This is a genomic window from Rossellomorea marisflavi (assembly GCF_022170785.1).
Lineage (GTDB): Bacteria > Bacillota > Bacilli > Bacillales > Bacillaceae_B > Rossellomorea > Rossellomorea marisflavi_B.
The window spans coordinates 1,619,269-1,644,834 of the sequence record NZ_CP081870.1; the positions used below are offsets into that span (position 1 = coordinate 1,619,269).

General features: G+C 46.8%; 31 protein-coding genes, 1 tRNA gene and 1 riboswitch. Of the genes, 21 read left to right on the plus strand and 11 right to left on the minus strand.

Annotation, left to right across the window (positions count from 1 at the left end):
• Positions 1-3 precede the first annotated feature (3 nt).
• Positions 4-483 (minus strand): CotY/CotZ family spore coat protein, encoded by a 480-nt coding sequence (locus tag K6T23_RS08630; protein ID WP_238284165.1) that lies wholly within the window; start codon positions 481-483, stop codon positions 4-6.
• Between the two features lie 126 nt (positions 484-609).
• On the opposite strand from K6T23_RS08630, the gene K6T23_RS08635 reads away from it, so the two are divergent.
• The 9 genes from K6T23_RS08635 (at position 610) to K6T23_RS08675 (ending at position 5,548) form a co-directional block, all read left to right on the plus strand.
• A complete protein-coding gene (locus tag K6T23_RS08635; RefSeq protein ID WP_148794874.1) occupies positions 610-966 on the plus strand; it encodes a DUF1360 domain-containing protein in 357 nt (118 codons plus the stop codon).
• Positions 967-1,232: 266 nt separating this feature from the next.
• Positions 1,233-1,697 carry a sporulation protein gene (locus tag K6T23_RS08640; RefSeq protein WP_238284166.1) on the plus strand — a complete coding sequence of 155 codons (465 nt, stop codon included), beginning with the start codon at positions 1,233-1,235 and terminating at the stop codon, positions 1,695-1,697.
• 12 nt (positions 1,698-1,709) lie between these two features.
• Complete coding sequence (gene spoVAC / locus K6T23_RS08645; protein WP_238284167.1) at positions 1,710-2,180, plus strand: stage V sporulation protein AC; 471 nt, start codon at positions 1,710-1,712, stop codon at positions 2,178-2,180.
• Positions 2,180-3,196, plus strand: coding sequence for a stage V sporulation protein AD (gene spoVAD, locus K6T23_RS08650; RefSeq protein WP_238284168.1), 1,017 nt, complete (start codon positions 2,180-2,182; stop codon positions 3,194-3,196). Before spoVAC ends, spoVAD begins: the two co-directional genes overlap by 1 nt.
• Positions 3,197-3,211: 15 nt before the next feature.
• Positions 3,212-3,568 carry a stage V sporulation protein AE gene (gene spoVAE / locus K6T23_RS08655; protein ID WP_048012985.1) on the plus strand — a complete coding sequence of 119 codons (357 nt, stop codon included), beginning with the start codon at positions 3,212-3,214 and terminating at the stop codon, positions 3,566-3,568.
• Between the two features lie 139 nt (positions 3,569-3,707).
• Positions 3,708-3,836 carry a YjcZ family sporulation protein gene (locus K6T23_RS08660; RefSeq protein WP_079515832.1) on the plus strand — a complete coding sequence of 43 codons (129 nt, stop codon included), beginning with the start codon at positions 3,708-3,710 and terminating at the stop codon, positions 3,834-3,836.
• A gap of 127 nt (positions 3,837-3,963) precedes the next feature.
• A complete protein-coding gene (spoVIF, locus tag K6T23_RS08665) occupies positions 3,964-4,227 on the plus strand; it encodes a sporulation-specific transcription regulator SpoVIF (protein ID WP_048004293.1) in 264 nt (87 codons plus the stop codon).
• A gap of 121 nt (positions 4,228-4,348) precedes the next feature.
• Positions 4,349-4,591 (plus strand): hypothetical protein, encoded by a 243-nt coding sequence (locus tag K6T23_RS08670; RefSeq protein WP_056537765.1) that lies wholly within the window; start codon positions 4,349-4,351, stop codon positions 4,589-4,591.
• Between the two features lie 60 nt (positions 4,592-4,651).
• A complete protein-coding gene (locus K6T23_RS08675) occupies positions 4,652-5,548 on the plus strand; it encodes an MBL fold metallo-hydrolase (RefSeq protein ID WP_238284169.1) in 897 nt (298 codons plus the stop codon).
• Here K6T23_RS08675 and K6T23_RS08680 read toward each other — a convergent pair.
• The 4 genes from K6T23_RS08680 to K6T23_RS08695 all read right to left on the minus strand — a co-directional run bounded on the left by K6T23_RS08680 (position 5,539) and on the right by K6T23_RS08695 (position 8,111).
• Positions 5,539-6,216: a DUF421 domain-containing protein gene (locus K6T23_RS08680; protein ID WP_238284170.1), complete on the minus strand. Its 678-nt coding sequence runs from the start codon at positions 6,214-6,216 to the stop codon at positions 5,539-5,541. The two genes, K6T23_RS08675 and K6T23_RS08680, sit on opposite strands and share 10 nt — an antisense overlap.
• 127 nt (positions 6,217-6,343) lie before the next feature.
• Positions 6,344-6,766: a GNAT family N-acetyltransferase gene (locus K6T23_RS08685; protein WP_238284171.1), complete on the minus strand. Its 423-nt coding sequence runs from the start codon at positions 6,764-6,766 to the stop codon at positions 6,344-6,346.
• A gap of 1 nt (position 6,767) precedes the next feature.
• Complete coding sequence (locus tag K6T23_RS08690) at positions 6,768-7,289, minus strand: YjcG family protein (RefSeq protein ID WP_056537753.1); 522 nt, start codon at positions 7,287-7,289, stop codon at positions 6,768-6,770.
• 93 nt (positions 7,290-7,382) lie between these two features.
• Positions 7,383-8,111, minus strand: a complete 729-nt coding sequence (locus K6T23_RS08695) for an alpha/beta hydrolase (protein WP_079515835.1) — start codon at positions 8,109-8,111, stop codon at positions 7,383-7,385.
• A 140-nt stretch (positions 8,112-8,251) separates the two neighbouring features.
• Between K6T23_RS08695 and K6T23_RS08700 the strand changes: the two genes are divergently transcribed.
• From K6T23_RS08700 to K6T23_RS08715, 4 genes are all read left to right on the plus strand, one after another.
• Positions 8,252-8,809 carry a phosphatidylglycerophosphatase A family protein gene (locus K6T23_RS08700; RefSeq protein ID WP_056537747.1) on the plus strand — a complete coding sequence of 186 codons (558 nt, stop codon included), beginning with the start codon at positions 8,252-8,254 and terminating at the stop codon, positions 8,807-8,809.
• 298 nt (positions 8,810-9,107) lie between these two features.
• Positions 9,108-10,100, plus strand: a complete 993-nt coding sequence (locus tag K6T23_RS08705) for a TAXI family TRAP transporter solute-binding subunit (protein ID WP_056537744.1) — start codon at positions 9,108-9,110, stop codon at positions 10,098-10,100.
• A gap of 80 nt (positions 10,101-10,180) precedes the next feature.
• Positions 10,181-10,696 (plus strand): DUF1850 domain-containing protein, encoded by a 516-nt coding sequence (locus K6T23_RS08710; protein WP_056537741.1) that lies wholly within the window; start codon positions 10,181-10,183, stop codon positions 10,694-10,696.
• Positions 10,683-12,665, plus strand: coding sequence for a TRAP transporter permease (locus K6T23_RS08715; protein ID WP_056537738.1), 1,983 nt, complete (start codon positions 10,683-10,685; stop codon positions 12,663-12,665). Before K6T23_RS08710 ends, K6T23_RS08715 begins: the two co-directional genes overlap by 14 nt.
• Before the next feature lie 48 nt (positions 12,666-12,713).
• Here K6T23_RS08715 and K6T23_RS08720 read toward each other — a convergent pair whose 3' ends face one another.
• Complete coding sequence (locus K6T23_RS08720; protein WP_056537735.1) at positions 12,714-12,932, minus strand: hypothetical protein; 219 nt, start codon at positions 12,930-12,932, stop codon at positions 12,714-12,716.
• A gap of 154 nt (positions 12,933-13,086) precedes the next feature.
• On the opposite strand from K6T23_RS08720, the gene K6T23_RS08725 reads away from it, so the two are divergent.
• The 3 genes from K6T23_RS08725 (at position 13,087) to K6T23_RS08735 (ending at position 14,885) form a co-directional block, all read left to right on the plus strand.
• Positions 13,087-13,158 (plus strand) — tRNA-Val (locus tag K6T23_RS08725).
• Between the two features lie 227 nt (positions 13,159-13,385).
• On the plus strand, positions 13,386-13,586 hold the full coding sequence (cspD, locus tag K6T23_RS08730; RefSeq protein ID WP_048004281.1) for a cold-shock protein CspD: 201 nt from the start codon (positions 13,386-13,388) through the stop codon (positions 13,584-13,586).
• A 165-nt stretch (positions 13,587-13,751) separates the two neighbouring features.
• Positions 13,752-14,885: a thiolase family protein gene (locus K6T23_RS08735; protein ID WP_238284404.1), complete on the plus strand. Its 1,134-nt coding sequence runs from the start codon at positions 13,752-13,754 to the stop codon at positions 14,883-14,885.
• Between the two features lie 32 nt (positions 14,886-14,917).
• Here K6T23_RS08735 and K6T23_RS08740 read toward each other — a convergent pair whose 3' ends face one another.
• On the minus strand, positions 14,918-15,853 hold the full coding sequence (locus tag K6T23_RS08740; protein WP_079515852.1) for a nucleoside hydrolase: 936 nt from the start codon (positions 15,851-15,853) through the stop codon (positions 14,918-14,920).
• 57 nt (positions 15,854-15,910) lie between these two features.
• Entirely contained in the window at positions 15,911-16,756 is an 846-nt protein-coding gene (locus K6T23_RS08745; protein WP_056538635.1) for a MurR/RpiR family transcriptional regulator, read from the minus strand.
• Between the two features lie 172 nt (positions 16,757-16,928).
• Between K6T23_RS08745 and gndA the strand changes: the two genes are divergently transcribed.
• Positions 16,929-18,341 (plus strand): NADP-dependent phosphogluconate dehydrogenase, encoded by a 1,413-nt coding sequence (gene gndA / locus K6T23_RS08750; RefSeq protein ID WP_056537727.1) that lies wholly within the window; start codon positions 16,929-16,931, stop codon positions 18,339-18,341.
• 40 nt (positions 18,342-18,381) lie between these two features.
• On the opposite strand, the gene K6T23_RS08755 is transcribed toward gndA, so the two are convergent.
• Together K6T23_RS08755 and K6T23_RS08760 are read right to left on the minus strand one after the other, a co-directional pair.
• On the minus strand, positions 18,382-18,552 hold the full coding sequence (locus tag K6T23_RS08755) for a hypothetical protein (RefSeq protein ID WP_235563596.1): 171 nt from the start codon (positions 18,550-18,552) through the stop codon (positions 18,382-18,384).
• A gap of 95 nt (positions 18,553-18,647) precedes the next feature.
• Entirely contained in the window at positions 18,648-19,418 is a 771-nt protein-coding gene (locus tag K6T23_RS08760) for a SurA N-terminal domain-containing protein (RefSeq protein WP_238284172.1), read from the minus strand.
• A gap of 533 nt (positions 19,419-19,951) precedes the next feature.
• Positions 19,952-20,132, plus strand: a riboswitch (cobalamin riboswitch).
• Between the two features lie 145 nt (positions 20,133-20,277).
• Here K6T23_RS08760 and K6T23_RS08765 point away from each other — a divergent pair.
• The 3 genes from K6T23_RS08765 to K6T23_RS08775 all read left to right on the plus strand — a co-directional run bounded on the left by K6T23_RS08765 (position 20,278) and on the right by K6T23_RS08775 (position 24,013).
• The gene (locus tag K6T23_RS08765) at positions 20,278-22,515 is read left to right on the plus strand and encodes a ribonucleoside-diphosphate reductase subunit alpha (RefSeq protein WP_238284173.1); all 2,238 of its coding nucleotides are present in this window, start codon (positions 20,278-20,280) and stop codon (positions 22,513-22,515) included.
• Between the two features lie 18 nt (positions 22,516-22,533).
• Positions 22,534-23,571 carry a ribonucleotide-diphosphate reductase subunit beta gene (locus tag K6T23_RS08770; protein ID WP_053427504.1) on the plus strand — a complete coding sequence of 346 codons (1,038 nt, stop codon included), beginning with the start codon at positions 22,534-22,536 and terminating at the stop codon, positions 23,569-23,571.
• Between the two features lie 124 nt (positions 23,572-23,695).
• Positions 23,696-24,013, plus strand: a complete 318-nt coding sequence (locus K6T23_RS08775; protein ID WP_056537716.1) for a DUF3243 domain-containing protein — start codon at positions 23,696-23,698, stop codon at positions 24,011-24,013.
• A gap of 76 nt (positions 24,014-24,089) precedes the next feature.
• Here K6T23_RS08775 and K6T23_RS08780 read toward each other — a convergent pair whose 3' ends face one another.
• Entirely contained in the window at positions 24,090-24,533 is a 444-nt protein-coding gene (locus K6T23_RS08780; RefSeq protein WP_056537713.1) for an SACOL1771 family peroxiredoxin, read from the minus strand.
• Between the two features lie 150 nt (positions 24,534-24,683).
• Here K6T23_RS08780 and K6T23_RS08785 point away from each other — a divergent pair, with 150 nt between their 5' ends.
• Positions 24,684-25,499, plus strand: coding sequence for a YihY/virulence factor BrkB family protein (locus K6T23_RS08785; RefSeq protein ID WP_056537710.1), 816 nt, complete (start codon positions 24,684-24,686; stop codon positions 25,497-25,499).
• Positions 25,500-25,566: the final 67 nt, after the last annotated feature.

The window sequence follows — 25,566 nt, forward strand, 5'->3', positions numbered from 1 at the left end:
TAATCAGTCACAAACTCCGTCCACTCTTACATCATCGATGCATTGGATGGCGCAGAAGCAATCTAGATCAACTGTAATGCAATCCCCTGTCAACTCATAGTAATAGTTATTGTGAAGACCCATCATTTCATCTTCGGAATCAACATCTGCTCCGGAAGCATGAACCTTTTTCAAAACTTGAAGGGTAGCACAACAATCGTCGAATACGTTTTTGACACGGAAGTATGGTGTTTTCCAGCAGTGATGTTTAGGATGCACCTTGAAAAGGTCTCCTTTTTTGTTGTAGAGTTTGAAAACACGCGTGTTTGGTGCATTTCCGACAGGACTGATCAAAGACCCAAGCGGCTCAAGAAAGCAGTCGTTCTTACAATCGAAGCAATCTTGATCAGCTGCATCTTGGATATCTTTAATGGCGCGTACGGCTAGACAAACGCATCCTTTACTGGCACCGTGCAAATCATCATTTCTTTTTCCGCAACCCATAAGAAAATTTCCTCCTTAAATTGTTTTCATTACACTACTAACATATTGACAGAACGGGTTTTGGGTCACGGACAATAGCCCCTTTTGGGGAAAATAGGCAGAATTGAATGAAGGAGTGGGCGCTTTTTGAAGCTAACTGTTCTGGAATTGATCATCATGGGATTGGCCGTCTTCAGGCTTACCCATCTCATCGTATTTGATAAGATCACTGAATTCATCAGAAGTCCCTTTTTCAACGAAATCACTGAAGCGGATGAAAATGGCTTGGAGGAAGTATATCTGGTTCCAAAAGAGGGGGGAGTCAGAGGGTTTATCGGGGAGTTGTTATCGTGCTATTGGTGTACCGGTATATGGATGGCATTTTTTTGCTACGCGGGATTCATCTTTTACCCTGTTGTGTTCCAACCGTTTCTCGCGATCATGGCAGTAGCGGGGATCGGCGCTATTCTTGAATCGGCCATTCAAAATTGGAAATCACAGTAGGGATTAGGGAAACAGTGGAAACAAGCAATGCATCTTGCGCATATAATGGGAGTGGGAATGAACGAAAGGAGGACGGGGAAGTGAAGAAAACCCCTATACATGTACCGCTCACCACCAATTCCACTCCGAAGAAAAAAGGCTGCGGATGTGGATCGAAAATCAAAAAGAACTAAGACTGCTCCTTTGGGCAGTCTTTTTCTATTCATAAATAATTGCTTTTTAGTGAAAAATACAGGTGAGAACGAACCAAACGGAGGGCGGTATAAATGACACGAATGACCATCTGCATCCTGTTCATCCTCCTGCTGACTGGCTGCAAGAGCATGGAAGACGGAGAAGACAGTAAAAATGCTTTGATGAAGCGCACCAATCTATCTCCCATCGAACTGGTGGATAATCCGGAAACCGACAGCTTCGGCCATGCCATTAAAAAAGAACTGTCGAAGAAAAAGGAATTATACGATGTTGCTGTGATTCAGGGGAAGGAAAAGACCCTGGTCGTCTATAAAGTGAAACATCTGCAGCGATTCCATATGAAACGGATCGAGCACGACATGGAGGCCTACCTTGAAGATAAGTATCCCGATGAGGATTTCATTCTTTCAAGCGACTATAAAATCTTCCTTGAAACGGTAAGGCTCAAAGAAAGAATAAAGAATAACGATATCGGAAATGAAGAGGCAGAGAAGCACTTCAATGACATCATCACTCTTCAGAAGGAAAAAACATAGGAGGGCTAAGAAGTGGCTAAAACACCGAAAACGCCTGGGCAAAAGCAGTATGAAGCCATCGAGAAGAAGTATGAAACAAAACGCCCTTTAATGAAGAACGTACTGAAAGCCTTTTTTGTCGGCGGATTCATTTGCGTGATCGGACAGGCGTTCACTTATATGTATATCTATTTTTTTAACTTCACCGAACAGACGGCTGGAAATCCAACCGTTGCCACCATGGTCTTCCTTGCCATGTTGTTGACCGGTTTCGGTCTGTATGATCATCTTGGTCAATTTGCAGGAGCCGGCAGCGCCGTGCCCGTCACCGGTTTCGGAAATTCGGTGATTTCCGCAGCGATCGAACATAAAACCGAGGGGTATGTCCTCGGGGTAGGTGGAAATATGTTCAAGCTTGCCGGATCGGTCATCGTATTCGGCGTTTTCTCTGCCTTCGTCGTGGCCCTCATCAAAACAATCCTCATCCAGTTAGGGGTGATCTAATGTTAACAGGTTCACAATCATGGGTGTTTCCCCTTAAACCGAAAATCCTTTCCACAGGTGTGGTCGGAGGCCCGTTTGAAAAGAAAGGCCGTCTCAGCGCTGATTTCGATCGTTTCTATGATGATGTGAGGATGGGGACGGATACGTATGAAAAGGCAAACCGTACCATGATCGAAGATGCTGTATCCATCGCCCTTGAAAAGAAATCCATCACTAAAAATGACGTCCAGTTCTTCTTGACCGGGGATCTTATCAATCAGATCACACCGTCAAGCTTTGCCGCAAGGACGATCGGTCTCCCTTACTTCGGATTATTCGGAGCATGTTCCACTTCCATGGAAGGCCTCGCCCTTTCTGCACTCATGGTCAATTACCATGGGGCACGCCACGTCATTACCGGAGCTTCGAGCCATAATTCGGCTACGGAAAGACAGTTCAGATATCCGACAGAATATGGCGGTCAAAAGCCTCCCACAGCTCAGTGGACCGTTACGGGAGCGGGGTATGCACTCCTTGGCAATGAGGCGGTCGGATCAGCACCGGGACCGAGGGTCACCTCCGCTACAATCGGAAAGGTCATCGACATGGGTCTATCCGATCCCTTCAATATGGGAGGTGCGATGGCGCCCGCAGCAGTGGATACCATCACGGCTCACTTCAGGGACCTTGAGCGTGATCCATCCTATTATGACTTGATCGTCACAGGAGATCTGGCGAAGATCGGTCGGCTTACGGCCCTGGACCTTCTTCAGCAGAAAGGATTCAGGATAGGGGCCGATCAGTTCCAGGATTGTGGATTGCTCATCTATGATGATGATCAACCCGTTCAGGCAGGGGCAAGCGGTCCCGGCTGTTCTGCCACCGTGCTATACGGCCATCTCCTTAACCAGATGCGTCAAGGAACGTATAAAAGGATCCTGGTGATTGCTACGGGAGCTCTTCTTTCTCCGCTTACCTTCCAACAAGGGGAAACGATTCCTTGTATCGCCCATGCCGTATCCATTGAATATTCATAAGAAAGGGGACTACCTATGTTAGCCATGTTTTTTTGGGCCTTCGTTGTCGGTGGACTCATATGTGTTGTAGGGCAGCTGCTGCTTGACGTGGTGAAATTCCCTCCGGCATATGCCATGAGTTTTCTTGTGGTGGTGGGTTCTGTGCTTTCAGGATTGGGGCTTTACGAGCCCCTCATTGATTTTGCCGGAGCAGGTGCCACGATCCCGATCATGAGCTTTGGGAATTCCCTTGTGAATGGGGCCATGCAAGAATCCCAGGAGCATGGGATCATCGGGGTGCTGACGGGGATGTTCGAAGTCACATCCTCCGGAATATCGGCAGCCATTGTATTTGGATTTCTCGGGGCCCTCTTGTTCAACCCGAAAGGATGAAGATCAAGCGGTCAGATGGAAACCATCTGATCGCTTGATTTCGTTCAGGGCTTCACCCATTTTCACCTCAGCCCAACCATAGGCCTTGTCCGATACATATGTTAATAAGGATTATAGGGCAAAGCGAGGTGATATTTGCATGTACGGATATGGAGGATACGGATGCGGCTACAATTACGGCTGTGGAACTGGCGGATATGGTTCTACATTTGTATTGATTGTCGTTTTGTTCATTCTTTTGATCATCGTCGGAGCCAGTTTCTGCTAGAAAGGAGTAGAAAGGCAGTATCCTTGAGCTATTGGGGATCCTGTCTTTTTTATGGTTTCTGCCTGATCCGAGGAACGCTATTGGGTTTTTTACATATGATGCTTATAGTTAAAGGAGGCGTGAGTAGATGAACAACAATTTTTTCAAGAACCTCGAGAAGAAGACCGGTGTGGATATGAATGAGGTATTTGAACTGGCAAACTCCCTGCAGAATGCAAATTTCAAGGATGAGGCAACTGTACGCAGCGTCATCAAAAGGGTTTCTAAAATCGCCAATAAGCCTGTAAACAAAGAAATGGAAGATAAAATCGTTAAATCCATCGTAAACGATGGGAAGCAACTTGATTTCGGCACCATTTCCAACATGTTGAATAAAGGGAATAAAAAATAAGCATCCCTTGTGGGGGACCTATGATCGGGAGGCCGGTATATAAGCCTCCTTTTTTTGTTGGGAGGATTAACGTAAAGGGGTACCGGGTAACATACATTAAAAAAGAAGGAGGATGGATCCGATGGGCTATATTGCACCGATTCCACATTATCAGTATAAGCAGTATCAGGAAAGGGAGCTGAAGGTCACGGAGCAGCCTTACCATTATACCCCTGTACATGCCATCACCGCCCTGTCGAGAGGGATGGGTGGGTATGAAGGAGGACCCCCAGATGATCAGAATGGAAAGGGTAAGGAGAAGGTTCCTGAAAAGACCATTGCAAGACTAACAGGAAAAGGGATCAATTTTCACGAATATGTCTAAGTAGATGTAATCTCCTCGTATACGGGGGGACGTCTGACATTATTGTGGGAGCTGAGTACATTGGAATTCATTTCATTACGCGAAAACACCTATGCCTTCACAGGGGCCGTGAACATTGGATACTCGATGAAGGAGGGGAAGGGACTGCTGATCGATACGGGTCTGGATGACTCCGCCGCTAACAAAGTTCTGCGGATACTCGACGAAAAAGGTCTTCCCCTTGATTACTGCATCATCACACATGCACACACAGACCATTACGGAGGAGCCGATCGGATCAGGAGTAAGAGGGACGTGAAGATTCTCGCACCCCGCTTGGAAAAGGCCATCATGGAAAATCCCGTCCTTGAACCCATCTACTTATTCAACGGGGCTTTTCCTCCCATTTCCCTACGGAATAAATTCCTTGAGGCCAAGGGTATTTCTGTCGATAAAGAAATCGAAGCTGGTCCCTTTCAGCTCGGTCCGTTCCAGTTGGATATCTTGGGTCTTCCAGGGCACTCCTACGGGCAGATCGGCGTGATGGTAGAAGGGGTCCTCTATGCTTCCGATGCTTACTTTGGCAAGGAGGCACTGGCAAAGCATATCGTTCCATTCATCGCAGACGCCGACCAGACCCTGGCTACACTTCACTACATATTGGAACAATCCTGTCATGGGTCGATTCCCGGCCACGGTATATATGAAGAAGATTTCAGAAAGACAGTAGAGGAAAACATCGCCCTTCATCATCGTCATATGAAAGCGTTGGAAGAACTGATTGCAGGCAAACAATCGTGCTCCTTTGAAGGAATCGTCAAGGAGTATTTGAATGAAGTGGGGGTTTCATCCCGGCAGCTTGGCCAGCTGCTTCTGTATCGTACAAGCATAACGGCCTATCTGATTTCACTCGAGAGAAGGGAACGGATTACCATGGTGGTCACTCAGAATGAACTTGTGGTGGCCCTTCACTCATAGCCCTGAACCAAGAGCGGTTCATTCTCGGTCCATTCTGCAAAAAGCACGTCTTTTGGCGAAGTGAATCCCTGCATGCTGATCTCAGCCTGAAGCCAACGGTCATCTTCCCCCACAATCTTCAAGTTATCATAAAGGATTTCGCCATCCATGATCAGCGACATGGGCAGGGTTGCTTTCTTCAGTGGAAGGGAAAGGTCCTGACGCTGAACTTGATCGTAGAGAGGCTTTTTGATGATACTGAGGGTACCGTTGGATTCAAGTAGTGCGTACTCGCACTCTTTGACAGAAAAAATATCCTTTGCCCGTAAAAGGTGCTGCAGCTGATTCAAGTCCAGATGATTCTTTTTCAGGACATTATAGTTGATGATTCCCTTATTGATGACGATGGCTGGGGTTCCTTCCATCAAGTGGCGGAATTTCCTGGATTTCTGGGTGAAGAATTCAGTCACAAAAATCAGGGCGCCCCATATCAGGATAGCGGTCAATACTTGAAACACCGAGATTTTATCATCGTAAAGGGAGTTACCGACAAGCTCTCCTAGGATCAGGGCCGAGATAAAATCAAATGCTGAGATTTGCGTGATCTGTGTCTTACCCAGTACTTTGGTAAGAATAAGTAATGCGAAGTAACCGACAATCAATTCCACGGCAATGGATGTGTACTCCACGGGGAATCCCCCTTTCGATAGGCTACTCCCCATTATGGACGAATGACCTCTACTCTATACGAATTAGCCCTGAAACTAAATCAGACACAAAAAAGCGCCGGATTCACTCTCCGGCGCCTTCTTGTGTTCATAATGCTTTTTCCATGGTACGGTGGGGAATCCCTGCATCCAGGAATTCATCAGAGACGATCTCATATCCTAATTTCTCATAAAATGGAATTGCTTGACTTTGTGCATTAAGTTTGAGGACAGGGAGGGTCATCTCCCTTGCGTACTCCTCGATGGCCTTCATGATTTCCCGTCCGGCTCCGCGTCCCCTAAGTGAGGAAAGTATGCAGATGCGCTCCGCTTTTCCTTTCCCATCTACAATCCTAAAACGACCTGCGCCTACGGGCTGATCCACGTCATAAAGGAGAAAATGGGTGGACTCCTCTTCATGTTGATCAATCTCATCTTCAGGAGGAACATTTTGTTCCCCCACGAAAACGGTTTTTCTGATGGAAAATACTTCTTGAAGCTGTTCTTCTGTTGAGGCGATTTTAGTGTGCAATTTACTGATTTTCCTTTCCGAGTCGGAATGTTTCATAGACGGTCCATGAACCATTCTCCAGCTGATAGAGAAGGTGGAACCGGTCGATGGTTTCCTCATGATCGATGCCAAGCATGGATAGGGAGCCGAAAATGTCAGAGTGCTCATCATTACTCAGCTTCTGGGCTACAGTAATGTGGGGCACGAAAGAGTACTCCGGCTCATCTCCCATGAATTCCCTGTGATGCATGGCATCGTGAAGTGCCTGCAGCTCAGGGTTCGGATCCACTTTGAAATAGATCACGTTATTAACGGGCTGGAATGAGCTTACTTTATACGCCTTCAGCGTAAAAGGGTCATGTTCTTTGGCGATATGGGAAAGCTTACCGGCGATATCCTTGATATGCTCATCATCGGCGCTGAATACATTTTTCAGCGTCAAGTGAGGCGGGATCAGAGCATAATGAGGGTCATAACGTTTTCGGTAAGAATTTGCGATATCTTGAAGTTTTTTAGATGGGAAAATGACGATGCCATAGTTCATTTTCGTTCAATCCTCCTTAGAAACATATGTGCGTATGAGTAGTATAGCAAATTTTTAAAAAATTTAACATAGGGCGAACGGAGCGACCGCCCATTACTTATGGAACATGAACGTCAGGGCCCTGCGCAGATCAGGCTGCCAGTATTTCCATGTATGATCTCCGTCGAACTCATCATAGAACGTGGTGTATCCTTTTTCTTCGAATACGTGATTCAATTCACGATTCGGTGTCAGAAAATCCTTGATTTGACCGTCTGTGGTCTTTACCTCGGTTTCACCTTGGCCGATCACATGGTAAATATCAAGCAGGTGAGGGGAAGCGAATGATTCGACGGCTTCAAGAACGGTTTCGTTGACGAGAGGTGATTGCAGGATCACTTTCCCGAACGTATGCGGATATTTCAGGGCCGTCATCAAAGAAACGGTCGCTCCCAATGAATCGCCGATGAGCGCACGCCCTTTTCCCATTTGGTAAGTCGGGTACAGTTCATCAAGCTTCGGTGTCAATTCGTGGGCGAGGAATCGGATGTAATCTGCATTCTCTTCGCCTGCAGGATGATACTTGCGGCTCCGATCCTGTACATTCTTATAGGGGACCCCTACGATGATCGTGTTCTCGATCTCCCCGTTGCCCAAAAGCTCATCGGCCAGTCTTGGAATCCTTCCCAGCTGGAAGTAATCCTTTCCATCCTGGGTGATCAGAATGGAGTATTTATATAGGGGAGAGTAAGAAGCCGGAAGATAGACCAGCATCTTGATCTCCTCATTCAGTGCTTCGCTGTATAGAACCAATTCTTCCACGGTCCCTCTAGCAGTCGTCATTCTACACACATCCTTTATCTCTGTTAACGTTTACAAGTGGATTGTATCACAAAGTGAAGAGAAAAGCTTATATGAGTGAGTTCGGTAGAACCTTCTGATAAATGGTATAATTCAGACAAATGGAAAGGGGAGAGTAAGCAATGCCAAAAACATCCGTACCATCCAATGAAGTAACGAAAGCAGCTCTCAGAAAGTTAGAGGAAAGGGGAGTGGCCTTGGAGGATATCGCTGACATCGTCTATCAAATGCAATACCCGTACAACGGTTCCCTTACAATGGAAGATTGCCTTGAGAGCGTAAAGAAGGTCCTATTGAAACGGGAGATTCAGCACGCCATCCTGGTAGGAGTCGAACTCGATCAGCTTGCAGAGCGGAAGATGCTTTCTGAACCCCTTCAATCCATCGTTGCCTCCGATGAAGGTCTTTTTGGTGTCGATGAAACGATAGCCCTTGGGGCTGCCCTTGGATACGGAAGTATCGCGGTCACGACTTTCGGCCACTTGGATAAAAATAAGATTGGCATCATTCAGAAGCTAGATACGAAGGAAGGCGGCTCTGTCCATACATTCCTCGATGACATCGTGGCAAGCATCGCGGCAAATGCCTCTTCCAGACTTGCCCACCGTTTAAGGGACTTGGAAGAGGGAAGACCGCTTGAAGAAAGGCTGGAAGTGGAAGGGGAAGAACTGATCGGGTGAGACTCTGCTATATAACAGAAAGAAAGGAATAAGCTCACACGCGCGGATTTCATACACAATATTGAGCTTTTTATTGGTGCAAAGGAGTTTGTAAACGTTTCTAACAATTATTATTCAATTTTTTTCTAGGTAACTATCCGTAAAGTCCTATATATTAGGAGAAATAAAGCGTTTTACAAGCGGATTCACTAGTTTGAATTTATTGAACATTATCAAAATATAAAATTTTTATCACAATTGTGTTACATTTTGTGTTACAATTATTTCCGTTATTAGAAAATGATTAGGGGGAATTCTTTTGAAAAAACGCAGTTTAATGTTGGGTACTGCCATCCTTCTGTTTGTTTCTCTCGTTCTTGCTGCCTGTGGTGGTGGTTCCGGGGATGATTCTAAAGGAGCAGACGGAAAAAAGAAAACGGATTTCATCGGTATCGCAACTGGTGGTACGGGGGGTACATACTATCCTCTAGGTGGAACGTTCGCGAAGATCATCCAGGACGAAACAGGCATCAAATCTTCTGCCTCCACGTCGGGTGCATCTGCTGAGAACATGGCTTCCATCAAAGATGGGAAAACAGAGGTCGCGTTCACTCAGACCGATATCGCTTCTTATGCTTCAGAAGGAACACAAATGTTCAAAGATAATAAGGTCGAGAATGCACGCGGTATCGCGACACTTTATCCTGAAACCATCCAAATCGTCACAACAAAAAAATCCGGAATCAAATCGGTTGAAGATCTTAAAGGAAAGGTTGTATCAGTCGGTGAAGCCGGATCTGGAACACTACTGAACGCAGAGCAAATCCTTGAAGTTTATGGAATGAAGCTTGACGACCTCGAAGCCCGCAATCTATCATTCGATGATTCTACTACAGGTATCCAAGATGGCACGATCGATGCAGCCTTCATCACTTCCGGTACGCCTACAGGTGCGGTAGAGGGTCTTGCAGCCACTCAGGATATTACCATCGTTCCTGTTTCTACTGATAAGGCAAAGGAATTGATCGAGAAATATCCTTATTATGCAGAGGATAAGATCCCTTCTGGTACCTACAGTAAAGTAGAGGAAGAAATTCCGACGGTCGCAGTACTGGCCATGCTTGTTACCAGCGCCGATATTGATGAAGACGTCATCTATGATGTAACGAAGGCGATCTTTGAAAACACGGATGATATCAAACATGCAAAAGGAAAATTGATCTCTGCTGAGAACGGCCTCAAAGGGATGGGCATTGAATTGCATCCTGGAGCAAAGAAATATTTCGATGAAAAAGGAATCTCAGAAGAATAAGAGTCGATTCAAATGTTTCGAAAGGGATAGGCCTGACTCTAGGGTCTATTCCTTTGTTTTGATGCAAGAGGTGAAAGGGTATGAAGAGATTCATCTTGGCTGGATTCGTTATTTTAGTGGCGATAGCAATTTTTGTACCATTTCAGGAAAGGCTGACGATAGTGTGTCTTTCTACAGAGGCAAAGACGATGTATGTGAAGCTCCCTGAGAATCGGGAGTTTTCAATTGAATATACCCACTCGATCCATTTATCCGAAGTACAGGAATATTATAAGATTCTTGGTAAAGGGGCTGAAATTACTCAATACGCCCTTCTCTATGAAGATACGTCAATTGGCATGCCTTCTGATGCGGAGGGGGATGAGGTGTTCAGTAGGACAAAGGATGGGAAATATCTCATATCGAATATGGACCGGAAATTTCCCTATATCGATCTTCAAATCGGACAAGTGGTCGCCAATCACCGTATAAAAATAGGAAAGTCCGAATACGAACTATCAGAATTTTTCGGTAAGGGTGAGTTCGTCCGCTTTCAGTGGAAGAGGGCTTCACTATTTGCACAATGGAAAGGAGTGACTGTTAATGGAAAAAGATGAGAAATTCGAAACGTTGACAGAGGAGCAACAGCGGGAGTTGCTTGAAAAATACGATCCCGAATCTTCTACTCGGAAGCTGGAGAGTGGATTCTTTAAATGGATCATTTTTTATGGGTTATTGGCATTTTCATTATTTCAGTTAGTGGCATCGATCTTCCAGTTCATTCCGCGACAGCTGTTATTATCGATCCACCTTGGATTTGCGCTATCATTGGTCTTTCTGCTGTTCCCGGCAAGGAAGAAGAATCTGAAGAAAAACAAAGTAGCCTGGTATGATGTGGTGTTATCGGTCATTTCAATTGGAATCGGCGCCTATTGGCCGCTGATGCAGGATGATATCGTCAGCCGTGTCGGCATGATGACCTCTCTTGATTTCTACGTTGGATTTGCGGCCATGATCCTTGTATTGGAAGCCACAAGACGTGCCGTCGGCCTTCCGATCACGATCATCGCCACGGTATTCATCCTGTATATGTATTACGGCAGACTCATGCCTGGATTCCTTGCTCACAGGGGATTCGATTGGGACGATATCGTCAAGACGATGTTCTTTACAAGTGAAGGGATCCTGGGGACTCCGCTTTATGTGTCAGCGACGTTCATATTCCTATTCCTGCTATTCGGTGCCTTCCTTGTGAAGACGGGTGTAGGACAATATTTCAATGACCTGGCAGTAGCCATTGCAGGTAAAAGGATCGGTGGACCTGCCAAAGTGGCAATCTTCTCGAGTGCCCTGCAAGGAACGATCAGCGGAAGCTCGGTTGCAAACGTCGTTACATCCGGTTCCTTCACGATTCCAATGATGAAAAAGCTCGGCTATCGTAAAGAATTTGCTGGAGGGGTAGAAGCAGCCGCTTCCACAGGAGGGCAGCTCATGCCACCTGTCATGGGCGCCGCAGCCTTCTTGATGGTAGAGTTCATCGGAGGGATTTCCTACTGGGATATCGCGAAAGCAGCAGCCATTCCAGCCGTCCTTTACTTTACGGGAATCTGGATCATGACCCATTTTGAGGCGAAACGCGTGGGATTACGGGGGCTATCCGATGAAGAGATGCCCGATAAAAAGGAAGTATTTAAGCAGATCTACCTCTTGCTTCCGATCCTAACGGTCATCATCCTCCTAGTAAGCGGGATGAGTGTCATGAGGGCGGCACTCTGGTCCATTGTGGCTACCATCGTGATCAGTGGGATCAGAAAGGCAACGAGAATCGGATTCAGGGATGCAGTCGATGCTCTGGTCGATGGGGCAAGGACCGCTTTATCCGTCGCAGTGGCCACTGCGTGTGCCGGTATGATTGTAGGAGTAGTCACAAAGACCGGTCTGGGGCTGACAATGGCCAACGGTCTGGTTGATTTGGCGGCAGACTTGACCAATACCACTCAAGGGAAATTGATTCTGACGCTTGTCTTTACCATGATCGCATCATTGATCCTGGGTATGGGCTCGCCAACTACAGCCAACTACGTCATCACTTCGACCATTGCAGCACCTGCAATCATCCTTTTAGGAGCACCAGAGTTATCTGCCCATCTATTCGTATTCTACTTCGGAATCGTAGCAGATATCACGCCTCCAGTGGCACTGGCAGCATTCGCCGCGGCCGGGGTGTCGGGAGGGGAACCGATCAAAACGGGGGTCAACGCGGCAAAGCTTGCCATAGCCGCCTTCATCATCCCTTATATGTTCGTCCTCTCGCCTGAACTTCTGATGATCGATACAACGATTCCTGAGCTGCTTTGGGTCGTATTCACTGCTGTTACCGGTATGATTGCCATCGGCGCCGGTATCATCGGCTACTGGTTCAGACGGATGTATGCGATTGAACGCTTGTTCGCCGTCGCAGCAGGGCTCATGCTCATTTATCCGGAAGGAATATCAGATATGATCGGTTTGATCACGTTCATCATCCTCATCGGTCTGCAATTCTTCGTTAAGCGCGAAGACAAAGTGTTGAAAGCTACAGCTTGATAAATGAAAGACCGGGTGCCTGTGCCCGGTCTTTTATTCATTTACTTTCTACCCGGATCTTTCTTCGAGGGAATGGGAATCGAGGGAGACGGCCAGGATGCCGTCTGTCTTGAACGTACGCGGAGCTTTTCTGAGATAGCAATAAGCATCAACCGTTTGTTCTGTGAAGTGATGGACGAGGATCTTTCTTTTGGTAAAGCTCTCACCGTTGAAATAGATGATGTCGATCTTGATTCCTTCATTCTGGGAACGGGCTATCAGCTTCATGACGCGAGACCTCCTTCATCCTAACAGCCTACGCACAGAATGCCGCTTTTATTCAGTGTGTAAGCATGATAAATAAAGAAGAGAAATTATTTTCGCAAAACATGTTGACTTTTAGCGAAATTCTTATATAATTTAATTTGTACCTTACATAAGCGACCTGTTAGCTCAGTGGGAGAGCACTTCCTTGACAGGGAAGGGGTCGGGGGTTCAAGTCCCTCACAGGTCATCGCTAAGAACGTTTCCATCGGGAAACGTTCTTTTTATGTGGAAAATCCCCATAAATAAAATAAAGGTCTGACTTCTATCGGATTGGCTTGATTAATGTGCGCATACCTGTTATTCTATAGAAGAATTATTTTTGTTCGGTATGTAAGGGAAGAACAAGATTTGCTTTTCGCCTGATATCGCAAGAATAGTAATAATTTGTGCACAAGCACGTAGGAGGCAACAATTATGGAAAACGGTAAAGTGAAATGGTTCAACGCAGAAAAAGGTTTCGGTTTCATCGAAGTTGAAGGTGGAGACGACGTTTTCGTACACTTCTCAGCGATCCAAGGCGAAGGTTTCAAATCTCTTGACGAAGGTCAAGAAGTATCTTTCGACATCGAGCAAGGTGCTCGTGGACCACAAGCAGCTAACGTTGTAAAACTTTAATTTTACATTCCAGGAACAGGCTCCCTCGGGGCCTGTTCTTTTTTTGTGCTTCTTCATCTCTGCTTCCCTTATAAGTTCAATTGACAGAATAGTTAAAATCTGATTTCAATTCCTCCTATTTACAGGTAATATGGGGATATGAATAGGAAGAAGGGGTTGATTGCTGTGAGGGAAGTTGTCATTGTCGAAGGAGTACGCACGGCTGTCGGGAAGCGGAACGGAGCACTTGCCGGAATAAGGCCAGATGATCTTGCCGGTGATCTGTTGAAGGGATTGATGGAGAAGGCGGGTGTTTCACCTGGGCTTGTAGAGGATGTGATTATGGGGTGTGTCACCCAGTCGGGGGAGCAGGCAGGAGATATTGCCAGGGTGGCTACCCTTATAGCGGGTTTTCCCGTTGAAGTGCCAGGGGTCACGATCGACAGGCAGTGCGGTTCGAGCCAGCAGGCAGTCCACTTTGCTTCCCAGGCCATCCTTTCAGGTGATATGGATATCGTCATTGCCGGGGGTGTGGAGAGTATGAGCCGCACGCCGATCGGATCGAATTTCGCCGGGGCCGGACTGAGTGAAAGCTTGAAAAACCGACATGAAATGTTCCATCAGGGAATATCGGCAGAACGGATTGCAGACACGTACGGCTTATCGCGGGATGAACTCGACCGGTTTGCTCTGGCCAGTCATAAGAAGGCTTTACAGGCCAGGGCGAACGGATACTTCAAAGAGGAGATCCACGCCATCACACACAGTGGAGGAGAGTTCTTGGAGGATGAAGGACCGAGGGTGGGAACATCCCTAGAGGCGCTTGGAGGCCTGCGCCCTGTGTTCAGGGAAGAGGGCATCATTACAGCAGGAAATTCATCGCAAATCAGTGACGGAGCGGCGGCTCTGCTCCTTATGAGCAGGGAGAGAGCAGTTTCACTCGGATTGAAGCCCAGATTCAAAGTCCATACGAGAGTCGTGGTCGGTTCAGACCCGACGTTCATGCTCACAGGACCGATACCGGCAACGAAAAAGGTCTTGGAAAAGTCAGGTATCCCACTTTCCGAAATCGACGTATTCGAAGTAAATGAGGCTTTTGCACCCGTAGTGCTGGCATGGCAGCAAGAAATCGGAGCAGATCCTGAAAAAGTCAATCCGAATGGCGGGGCCATTGCCTTGGGGCATCCCCTTGGGGCAAGCGGGGCCAGGATCATGGTGGGCATGATGCATGAGCTTGAACGCACCGGGGGTCGTTATGGCCTTCAGACGATGTGCGAGGGTCATGGTATGGCAAACGCAACGATCATCGAAAGACTATGAAAGAACCCGGCCCTTAAAACGGCCGGGTTCTTTCATATCTCGCTCATGATCCTGATGAAATCACGTATGAATGCTTCATAATCGATGGAGAGATAAATGTTTGGCGAGTGATTGCCCGGTTTTGAAGCCGGGCGGAAATCTGCGTTGGATTGACCCCTGAATGGTCCGGCCGTTTCAACCCCTACGTCCCTTTTAAGAGAACGACCGAATGATGGATTCATCATGAGGGAGGCAGCAACAAGATCATGGATCGGTGGCCCAGGCAACCCGGGTATCTTCTCCTTATAAGCACGGTCATAGAATGAATGGACGTCTTTAAGAATCGAGGTGAGACCCGTACCCGACGCAGGAGAGGATGTGATCATATCGATATGTGATGATGTCACGATCGCCCGATTGGTCACGTTGAGGGGGAAGAGGCTGATGCGCGGTACCGTGGAAAGGATGGCGTGACTGGCGACGGGGTCACCGTGGAAGTTGGCTTCGGCTGTTTCTGTCACATTTCCCGGAACAAGGAAAGCGCCTCCCATGATATAGAACCCGGACACCTGATCGATGAACCCCTCGTCAAGAATGATGGCAACGGCAAGGGAGGTACTCCTTCCAAGGTCCAGGATGTGTACATCGTCATAGGAACGGACGATCTTGAAGATCTCGCTGAACTCTTTGAAGCTTCCTTTGAAGGTGGCCGGAGGAGTGATGGGGCCAAGTCCATCCGGTCCGTGGATCTCAGGGTAATAAACAGGCGTTTTCCCCGTACACGAACGGGTGGCACCCATGATGACGGGGATGTCTTTTTGACCTGCAAGGTCCAGGATATAAGCGATATTATTCGCGGCTTTATCACGTGCTGTATTTCCATAACCCGATACGATTCCGATCACCCGGATGTCAGGATGCATGAGGGTATACATGATGGCCAGGGTATCATCGATACCCGGGTCAGCGAATATCAATACATTCTTCACACTTCTTCACCTCCTTCCCTCACTATATGAAATGGAAAAGGAAGGTTATGCCAACCCTCAGATCTTCTTCACGGAGATGGCGTCCCTCATTTTTTGGAGTGACCTTGAGGACTGATCTTTCCGTTTCATCATAATGGTCACATAAAGAGCGTCGACGATGCTCAGTTGACCGATACGGGAAGCGAGTGCTTCTGATCGGTAATCGGTTTCTTGTGAGGAAGTGAAAAGAGACACGTCAACACCTAGACTCATGGGGGACTTGGCAAAGTGGGTGATGGCAATGGTCGGAACGCCGTTGCCCTTCGCTACCTCCAATACCTCGAGTAGATCCTTATTCGCTCCTGAATGGGAAATGAAAAAGATGAGGTCTTCACTGGCTAGCTGGGATGCTGATATCAGTTGCATGTGGGAGTCGTTATAAGCAGTGGTCGTCATGCCGGTACGAAGGAATTTGTGATGGGCATCCATGGCAACGAATCCTGATCCCCCGGTTCCATAAAATTCAATTCTGCGTGCCTTCAGCATCATCGCAACCGCCGATGTAAATGATTCCTCATCCATGATGGCGATGGAATCTTCCAACGTCCGGATGTTGGAGCGGAACACCTTTTGAGCAATGACTTTTTCACTATCACCTTCTTCAATCGTTTCATGAATGTCATCCAGGGGGGTGACGATTTCTGCCGCCAAGGAAATCTTCATGGCCTGATAGCCCTTGAAACCGATGCGTTTGCAGAACCTGAAGACGGTGGCGTCGGCTACGGAAAGATCTTCTGCAAGCTGACTGATGGTAGAATGGATAATTTTTTCAGGGTCAGCAATAATAGTATTGGCTATTTTCTTTTCTTTTTCGCTGAATTGAGAATAGTGGGACCGGATGCGTGGTAAACAATGTTGAGGTATATCGTTTTGCCGCAAGGTGAGGCCTCCTTATAAGGGATGATGGATGAAAATTATTTTAACCTATTGTACAATAGAAAAAAATATTATTTCAAATATAGTATCAAGAAAATTTATTTCGTATTATACTATGGATGATGAAATGATGTTTATACAACTGAAAGGATGATGAAAAATGGGACAACAACAAATCGGTGTAGTCGGCGTCGGCGTCATGGGGAAAAGCCTTGCGCTGAATTTTGAAAGCCGTGGATATAAGGTTGCAATCTACGACGTGTCAGAAGAGAAAGTGGCAGGTGCCCTTCAGGAGCATCAGGATAAAAATCTGACAGGTTTCCACCAGGTGGAAAAATTCATCGACTCTCTTGAAGTGCCAAGGAAGATCATGATGATGGTACCGGCAGGAAAAATCACGGATCTTGCCATTGAATCCATCCTACCACACCTGGATAAAGGGGATATCCTCATCGACGGAGGAAATACATACTTCGAAGATACGGTGAGACGCAACAAGGAGCTCGCTGAGCGTGGAATCAACTTCATCGGTGCCGGAGTATCCGGTGGAGAAGAAGGGGCCCTATACGGTCCTGCAATCATGCCTAGCGGCCAGAAAGAAGCCTATGACCTCGTGGAGCCATTCCTTACTAGCATTGCAGCGAAAGTAAAAGGGGATGCATGTAGCACGTATATCGGTCCTGACGGCTCCGGTCACTATGTGAAAATGGTGCATAATGGCATTGAGTACAGCGATATGCAGCTGATCTGTGAAGCCTACTATTTGATGAAGAATGTCCTTGGATTGAGCGCACAGGAGCTTCATGAAACATTCAAGGAATGGAATGAAGGTGAACTTGACAGTTACCTTATCGAGATCACGGCCGATATCTTCACTAAGATCGATGAAGAGACGGGAGAACCTCTCGTTGAAAGGATCCTCGATACAGCTGGTCAGAAGGGAACCGGTAAATGGACAAGTGTAAGTGCACTTGATCTTGGCGTACCGCTTTCCATTATTACGGAATCCGTTTTTGCACGGTTCATCTCGGCCATGAAGGACGAGCGTGTGAAAGCGAGTAAGATCCTGAAGGGGCCAAAAAACCAAACCTTTTCAGGCAACAAGGAAGAATTCATCGAGAGCATCCGTAAAGCTCTTTATCTGAGCAAGATCTGTTCTTATGCACAAGGCTTCGCCCAGCTTCAAGTTGCTTCAAAGGAATATGGTTGGAATCTGAAACTCGGTGAACTGGCGAAAATCTTTAGAGGGGGATGCATCATCCGCGCTGGATTCCTCGAAGAAATCATGAATGCCTATGACCGTGATGGCGAGCTTTCAAATCTTCTCCTTGATGATTACTTCAAAGGCATCGTTGAAGGCTACCAGGAAGATGCACGTGAAGTCGTGGCGACAGCGATCAAGCTTGGAGTGCCTGTACCTGGACTTGCCAGTGCCCTCGCCTATTACGACAGCTACCGTTCTGAATCGCTCCCTGCGAACCTCCTTCAGGCACAACGGGACTACTTTGGTGCCCATACGTATCAGCGGAAAGATAAAGAAGGTGTCTTCCACACTGACTGGCTGAGAAAATAATACGAAAAACAAGCCTGGCTTCGACGCCAGGCTTGTTTTGTTATTCTTCGCTAGAAGAAGAATCTTTGCTTTTATGCTTTTTCTTCTCATCCTGGAGGTCTTTTTTTAAGTCATCCAAGGGAATGGAGTCGACTGTCTGTTCCTTTTCACGATCCAGGATCTCACGGTCTTCACCCGTCTGTTCTGGTTGGTCGTTCTTATTTCTTGCCACGTCAGTTCCTCCTTTCCGTCTTGGTAGTTCAATACCCTCAACGTTCAGTGGGAAACATAAAAAAAAGGACATCCGTCGGGATGTCCTTTTTGAAATTAGATTTTCACGTCGACTTTTGCATTTTTCTTGAGATCTTCCACGTGCTTCACAAGCTGTTCTTGTTTCTTTTGCTGTTCAAGCTGTGATTTGAGCTGAGGCTCGACATCTTCAAGTTTTGGTGCATCTTTTGAATCTTGGCCGCTTTGGCTCGCGTACTGTTCGTACATTTTCTTCACTTCATCGTCCGTTACTTTTTCGGTCTTGATTTCTTTATCGACATATTTTGTATATTTGATGTTTTCCGCGATTTGATTTTTCAGTTCATCCATGGTGAATCCGGCATCTTTCATGGCAGCATTGAACTTTTTATCATCCTCATATTGCTTTTTGACTTCTTCGAGCTGCTTGTCCACTTCGTCATCTGAAGCTTTGTACCCTTTTTTATCCGCTTGTTGAAGCAGAAGGGTCTGACCTACAAGACTGTCGATCGTTTGTTCTTTGATCTGCTTGGCAGCATCCTTAGAGGTTGGATCCTGACCCATTTGCTGATATTGCATTTGAGAAGAAGATAGTACGTTGTTGTAATCTTCCCCTTTGATTTTCTCATCATTTACGATGGCGACGACTTTATCGTTGTCGACTTTCTGCTTGTCCATCTTTTTTTGCATTTCTTTCATTTGTTTCGCTTGTTCTTCCTCGCTTTTTGCCTGTTCGGAGGATTTTTTACTATCATCGGATTTTTTTGCACTATCGTCATTAGCCCCGCAAGCTGCGAGCAGCAGTACGGTCATAGCCGCTAAAAGGATCGTGAGTAAATGTTTATTCATAGTGATCTCCTTTCGAAACTGGGTTTCAAGCTTCTAAATGGCATTTTAAAGGATTCCTCAAGAAAAAGAAAGTATTTGGGGCGATTAATTTCCTTGTAATTCCCTTGAAATAGAAGAGAAGCCTTGAAAAGTGCGGGTTTATCACAAGGGAAGCGTGTGACGGCCAGGTGAATGAAACATAACTGTAAGGAATTCAGGGTAAAAAAGGAGCCGCTGCAGATGGGGTACCATCTCAACGGCTCAAAATAATAGGGGACCTAAGAATACGGTCAAAACAACCTTCTATTGCATCATAAAGGGATAACAGCATTTCCTCAAGGGAAGTCTGGCGTCATGTGGACCGATATGGGTGGATTACACGCTGTCTTGTTCTGCTCTTCTATGGAATTTAACGAATAAAATAATTGTAGGCATAAATTCATCTTGCTTTCATTCTTTTCATTTGAGCTTCTCTGTTGTAAAATGTAGAAAGTTGGTTTAATATAAAAGACGCAACATATTGTGTTTTGTTTAAACTTCATAACAATATATTGTTTATAACCTATGATTGTGGTGTCGGATATCGACTTAAAAGGGAACCCGGTGAAATTCCGGGACTGTCCCCGCAACTGTAAGTGCAAACGAAAGAAGGAATGCCACTGTCCATCGGACGGGAAGGCCTTCGAGTAGGCAAAAAGCACAAGTCAGGAGACCTGCCATGATCAGTACGTGTTATCTTCTTCGGGAATTGGGAGGATAGGCGAGGATTACCTTTGGCGTAGTATGCCTTGTGAATCTATCGTTTATGACTGCCCATCCTATCTTAATAGGATGGGCTTTTTTTATCCTCTCCCGACTAATTAAAGGGAGGAATACTAATATGACATCAACCATTAACGGAACAACGGCATCCCATAGAGCGGAACGTCTACTAAACGGGCTTCGGGAAAGCCATGAATCATTGAACTGGGAGGAATACACTCAAAAGGTATCCCTGTATACAGAAGATCAGCCGGGAGTGGAAGAAAAACAGCTTCTTCAGTTTTTGATCCTGTCGGCTGTTGAGCGGATCTCATCCAATGAACCTGATTGGACGTACGTGGCGGCCTCGCTTTATCTGAAGAATCTTTATGCCATCAGTGCAAATGCAAGGGGCATGGAGCCATATAAAGGCCTGCATGAACTTATCGGGACACTCACAGAGAAGAATTTGTACTCTCCAACATTACTGAATGCCTACAGCAAGGAGGAGGTGGATCATCTCGAGGGTCTCATCCGTCCTGAACGGGATGAACTGTTCACTTACATAGGAATTGTCACGCTGTCAGAGCGTTATCTCACCAAGGACCATGCAGGAGTCCTATATGAACTTCCACAGGAGCGATTCATGATCATTGCCATGACGCTACTGATGAATGAGCCGAAAGAACACAGGCTCATGCTCGTGGAGGAAGCGTATTGGGCGCTTTCAAACCTATATATGACCGTGGCGACCCCTACGTTCGCCAATGCAGGCAAGAGTTACGGACAGCTCTCGAGCTGCTTCATCGATACGGTGGAAGACGATCTGCGCAGCATCTACGACAGCAATACCGACGTGTCCACATTGAGTAAGAACGGAGGCGGGCTCGGTATCTATATGGGGAAAGTAAGAAGTCGCGGAAGTGATATCAAAGGATTCAAGGGGGTCAGCTCCGGTGTGATCCCGTGGATGAAGCAGCTGAACAATACGGCTGTCTCCGTGGATCAGCTCGGTCAGCGCCAGGGAGCCATCGCCGTCTATCTGGATGTGTGGCATAAAGATATCTTCTCCTTCCTCGATACGCGGCTGAACAACGGGGATGAGCGTCTTCGAACCCATGACCTGTTCACCGGTGTCTGTCTCCCAGACCTCTTCATGGAGCAAGTCGAGAACCGTGAGGACTGGTATCTGTTCGATCCCCATGAAGTAAAGACCATCATGGGCTATGCCCTTGAAGATCATTTCGATGAAGAAAAAGGATCCGGTTCGTTCCGGGAGAAATATTGGGAGTGCGTGAATGAGCCTGCTTTATCCAAAGAAGTCATCCCGGCGATCGATATCTTTAAGCGGATCATGATCTCCCAGCTTGAAACAGGCACGCCGTACATGTTCTATCGCGACAGTGTGAACCGTCAAAATGCGAATAGTCATAAGGGCATGATTTACTGCAGCAATCTTTGCACGGAAATCGCCCAAAATATGAGCCCGACTGTGATGGAAGAAGAAGTAGTCAAGGACGGGAAGATCATTACCTATAAAAATCCTGGAGACTATGTGGTGTGCAACCTGGCTTCCGTTTCCCTCGCAAGGACGGTACGGGACGGTCAGATGGAGCGCGTCGTCACCATCGGTGTGAGGCTCCTGGACAATGTCATTGATCTGAACGATATCCCGGTCCTGCAGGCTCAGCTGACGAATGCACGGTACAGGGGAATCGGACTCGGTACCTTCGGATGGCATCATCTCCTTGCCCTTGAAGGGATCAAATGGGAGAGCGATGAGGCAGTATCTTACTGTGATCATTTATATGAAGACATCGCCTACTTCACAATCAAGGCAAGTCAAAAGCTCGCGGAAGAAAAAGGGGCGTATCCTTACTTCCCGGGATCCGCTTGGGATACTGGAGCCTACTTCACGAATAAGGGATATGAAGGCGAGAGATGGTTGGACTTAAAAGACAAAGTGGCAAGCAAGGGAATCCGCAATGGGTATCTGATGGCAGTGGCCCCGAACTCTTCGACTTCCATCATTGCCGGTTCGACGGCAAGTATCGATCCACTCTTCAGACTGGAATATTCCGAAGAGAAGAAAGACTACAAGATCCCGGTCACGGCACCGGACCTATCGCCCAAAACGACCTGGTACTATAAAACCGCCTATCATGTGGATCAGCACTGGAGCATCAGACAGAACAAGGCAAGGCAGCATCATATCGATCAGGGGATTTCCTTCAACCTGTATGTGAGGAATGACATCAAGGCGATTGAGCTTCTTAACCTTCATATGGATGCGTGGAAATCGAATTTGAAAACAACCTATTATGTAAGGTCGACTTCTGTTGCAAACTTTGAAGAGTGCGAGAGTTGCCACAGCTAATAAGAAAGGATGGGAAATATGGAAGGATTGAAAAAACGGGTGCTCGTGGACGAGACAGCACCGAATAAATCAACAGGGATCGTCAACGGAGAAAGCTCGAACATCCTGAACTGGGATGATGTGCGCTATACGTGGGCATACCCTAAGTACAAGCGCATGCTCGGGAACTTCTGGACGCCGTTTGAGATCAATATGGCAAAAGACATCAAGCAGTTCCCGCAGTTGACGGAAAAAGAACAGGAGACGTTCCTTAAGATCATCGGCCTCCTGGCTCTCCTTGACAGTATCCAAACGGACTATGCTGGGAAAGTGGCAGATTATCTGACGGATTCGAGCGTGAACGCACTCATGATCATCCTTGCACAGCAGGAAGTAGTGCATAATCACTCCTACAGCTACGTGCTTTCAAGCATTGTACCGAAGAGCGTGCAAGATGAGGTGTTCGATTATTGGAAGAATGAGCCGATCCTGATGAAGCGGAATGAGTTCATCACCAATGGATACAAAGAATTCGTCGAGGCCCCGACGGTGGATAAACTCCTCAGGTCCATCATATACGACGTAATCCTCGAAGGATTGTTCTTTTATTCAGGGTTTGCCTTCTTCTATAACCTGGCAAGGAACCAGAAGATGGTTGCGACCAGTACGATGATCAACTACATCAATCGTGACGAACAGCTCCATGTCGGATTGTTTGAAAAGATTTTCAAGGAAGTGCTCGCAGAGAATCCGGAATATGATACGGAAGAGCTCAAGCGCTACGGAACAGAAGCTTTCAAGGAAGCGGCCCTCCTTGAAATTGAATGGGGGAAAGAAATCATCGGAACCCATATGGATGGGCTCATGTTCAGTGACCTTGAGGCCTACATTAAGTTCATGGCGAATAAAAGGGCCAAGCAGCTCGGTTTCGAAGAGCCATTTGAAGGGTTCAAGTCAAATCCTCTCAAATGGATCATCGCCTATCAGGAAGTCGATATGGGTAAAACCGATTTCTTTGAGCAGAAATCAAGACAATATACGAAAACATCAGATGCAAATGGGTTCGATGAACTCTGATCCAAGAAAAGGCGGTCCCTCCAGGGGCTGCCTTTTGCCATATATTCGATGATCTGCACATCACCATGTTTAGACAGGGAGTTCAGGGGAAAATACCCAACAAATAGAAAAGGAGAGGATCAAGATGGCAGACACGAAAATGGATCAGAAAGTAGAAGATAAACTCGGTCGCATGTCCCAAGATAAAAAAGAGGATATTCTTGAAAACTTTGACCACTTCAAACAATACTTAGGCAAGAAAGTATCACTCGCTGAGAAACTCGGACTTGATGAAGAACAGCAGGCAAAAGCAGCACAGAAGGTCGGGGATTATCTGGCTGCACATGAAGAGCCGAAAAACCGTGAAGAAAAATTGCTGTATGAACTGTGGAAAGCAGGGGACGAGCAGGAGCAGCATATGTTATCTCACATGCTCGTGAAGCTCGTTCATCAAGAAGGCTGAATAAAAAAGGGGATGAGGGAGATGCATCCCCAAACAAGAAACGCACGGTGCCCGGCACCGTGCGTTTCTTGTTTGATCATCCGTATTGGATCGTTGGGAATACTTCCACTGTTACATTTCCTTTTAAGGCCCTTGTGATCATACAGGATTGTTCGGCCTTGTACATCAATTTTTCAGCCAGGGCATATTCCTTATCCGTAGGTCGGTCGAGTGTGAGTATAGGACGGTGTAGAATGCGTTTATAGGTGATGACGCCCTTTTCCACTTCCACTTGACCCTCAGAGGTCATCCTCAGGTTCGATTTGTTGATGTTACTTCGCTCAAGCATAGCGGCAAGGGTGATAATGTAGCAGGTAGCGGCAGCGCCGAGGAGCATTTCATCTGGATTGGTGCCGGCACCGGGGCCATCCATTTCAGGCGGGATCGAGATGTCGGTTGTCAATGTCTTGCCGGACATCGTACCTACATCGTTCCTGAGGCCGGGCCAGTCAGTATCGATAAAGAATGAATGTATAGCCATGGTATCTCTCCGTTCTACTAGTAGTTCCTCTCTATACTAAAGGGTGATGGGGTTCTCTTGCAATGAAATGGCTTCTCCACATTCAAAGTGGTACGAATCAATCGAATTGGGTAAAATACAGTATCAACTCGAAAGAGGAGAATGAACAACATGAGTGAATATATCAAACAGGTTTTTAGTCGATTTTTCCAGGAGCGCTTTTATGATCAGGCGGCACAGCTTGCCTACTACCTGCTATTGTCCTTATTTCCTTTTTTGCTATTTGTGTTTTCATTGATCAGCTATCTGCCGATTTCCGAAACGAATGTGCTGTTGCTGATCAAGCCTTTTGCCCCTGAAAATTCATATGACATCATCGAGAAGAATGTAGAAAGGATCCTCTACAATCAACGAGGGGATGTTTTATCACTTTCCCTTGTTTTTACGTTCTGGCTTTCCTCCATGGCGGTTCAATCCATGGTGAGGTCCATGAACCAGGCATACGGGATCCAGCGCAAACAGCCGTTCATTGTCGCCCTCTTCTATGATTTCCTCTTGACGGTGGGATTCATGATCCTGATCTCTTTCTCCCTCATCGTTCCGATTGTGGAGGAGTTTATCCGGCATACACGTATTGCAGAGGGGAGGATCACAGGGGGATGGGAGCCTCTTTGGGTCATCGGGAAGTGGGGATTGAGTTCTGTCTTCATGTTCTTTTTGTTTCTATTCCTCTATTATGTCGTGCCGAGTAAAAGGATGCTGCTCCGCTATGTCGTGCCAGGGGCCCTGGTCGCTACATTCGGCTGGCAGTGTGTTTCCTGGCTGTACGGTTCCTATGTGAAATTGACGGACTACTCCCAATTCTACGGACAGATGGGGAGTGTCATCACCTTGATGGTCTGGTTCTATCTGTCATCGACGATCCTTCTCATCGGCGGCCTGCTGAACGGAACCATCTCCATCAAGCACAATCGTACCTCCGGCTGAAGAAGGCCGGAGGTTATTTTTCCTGTCGTAAATGGGGAATTCGTTCTATAATGGAATAAAGGAGGGA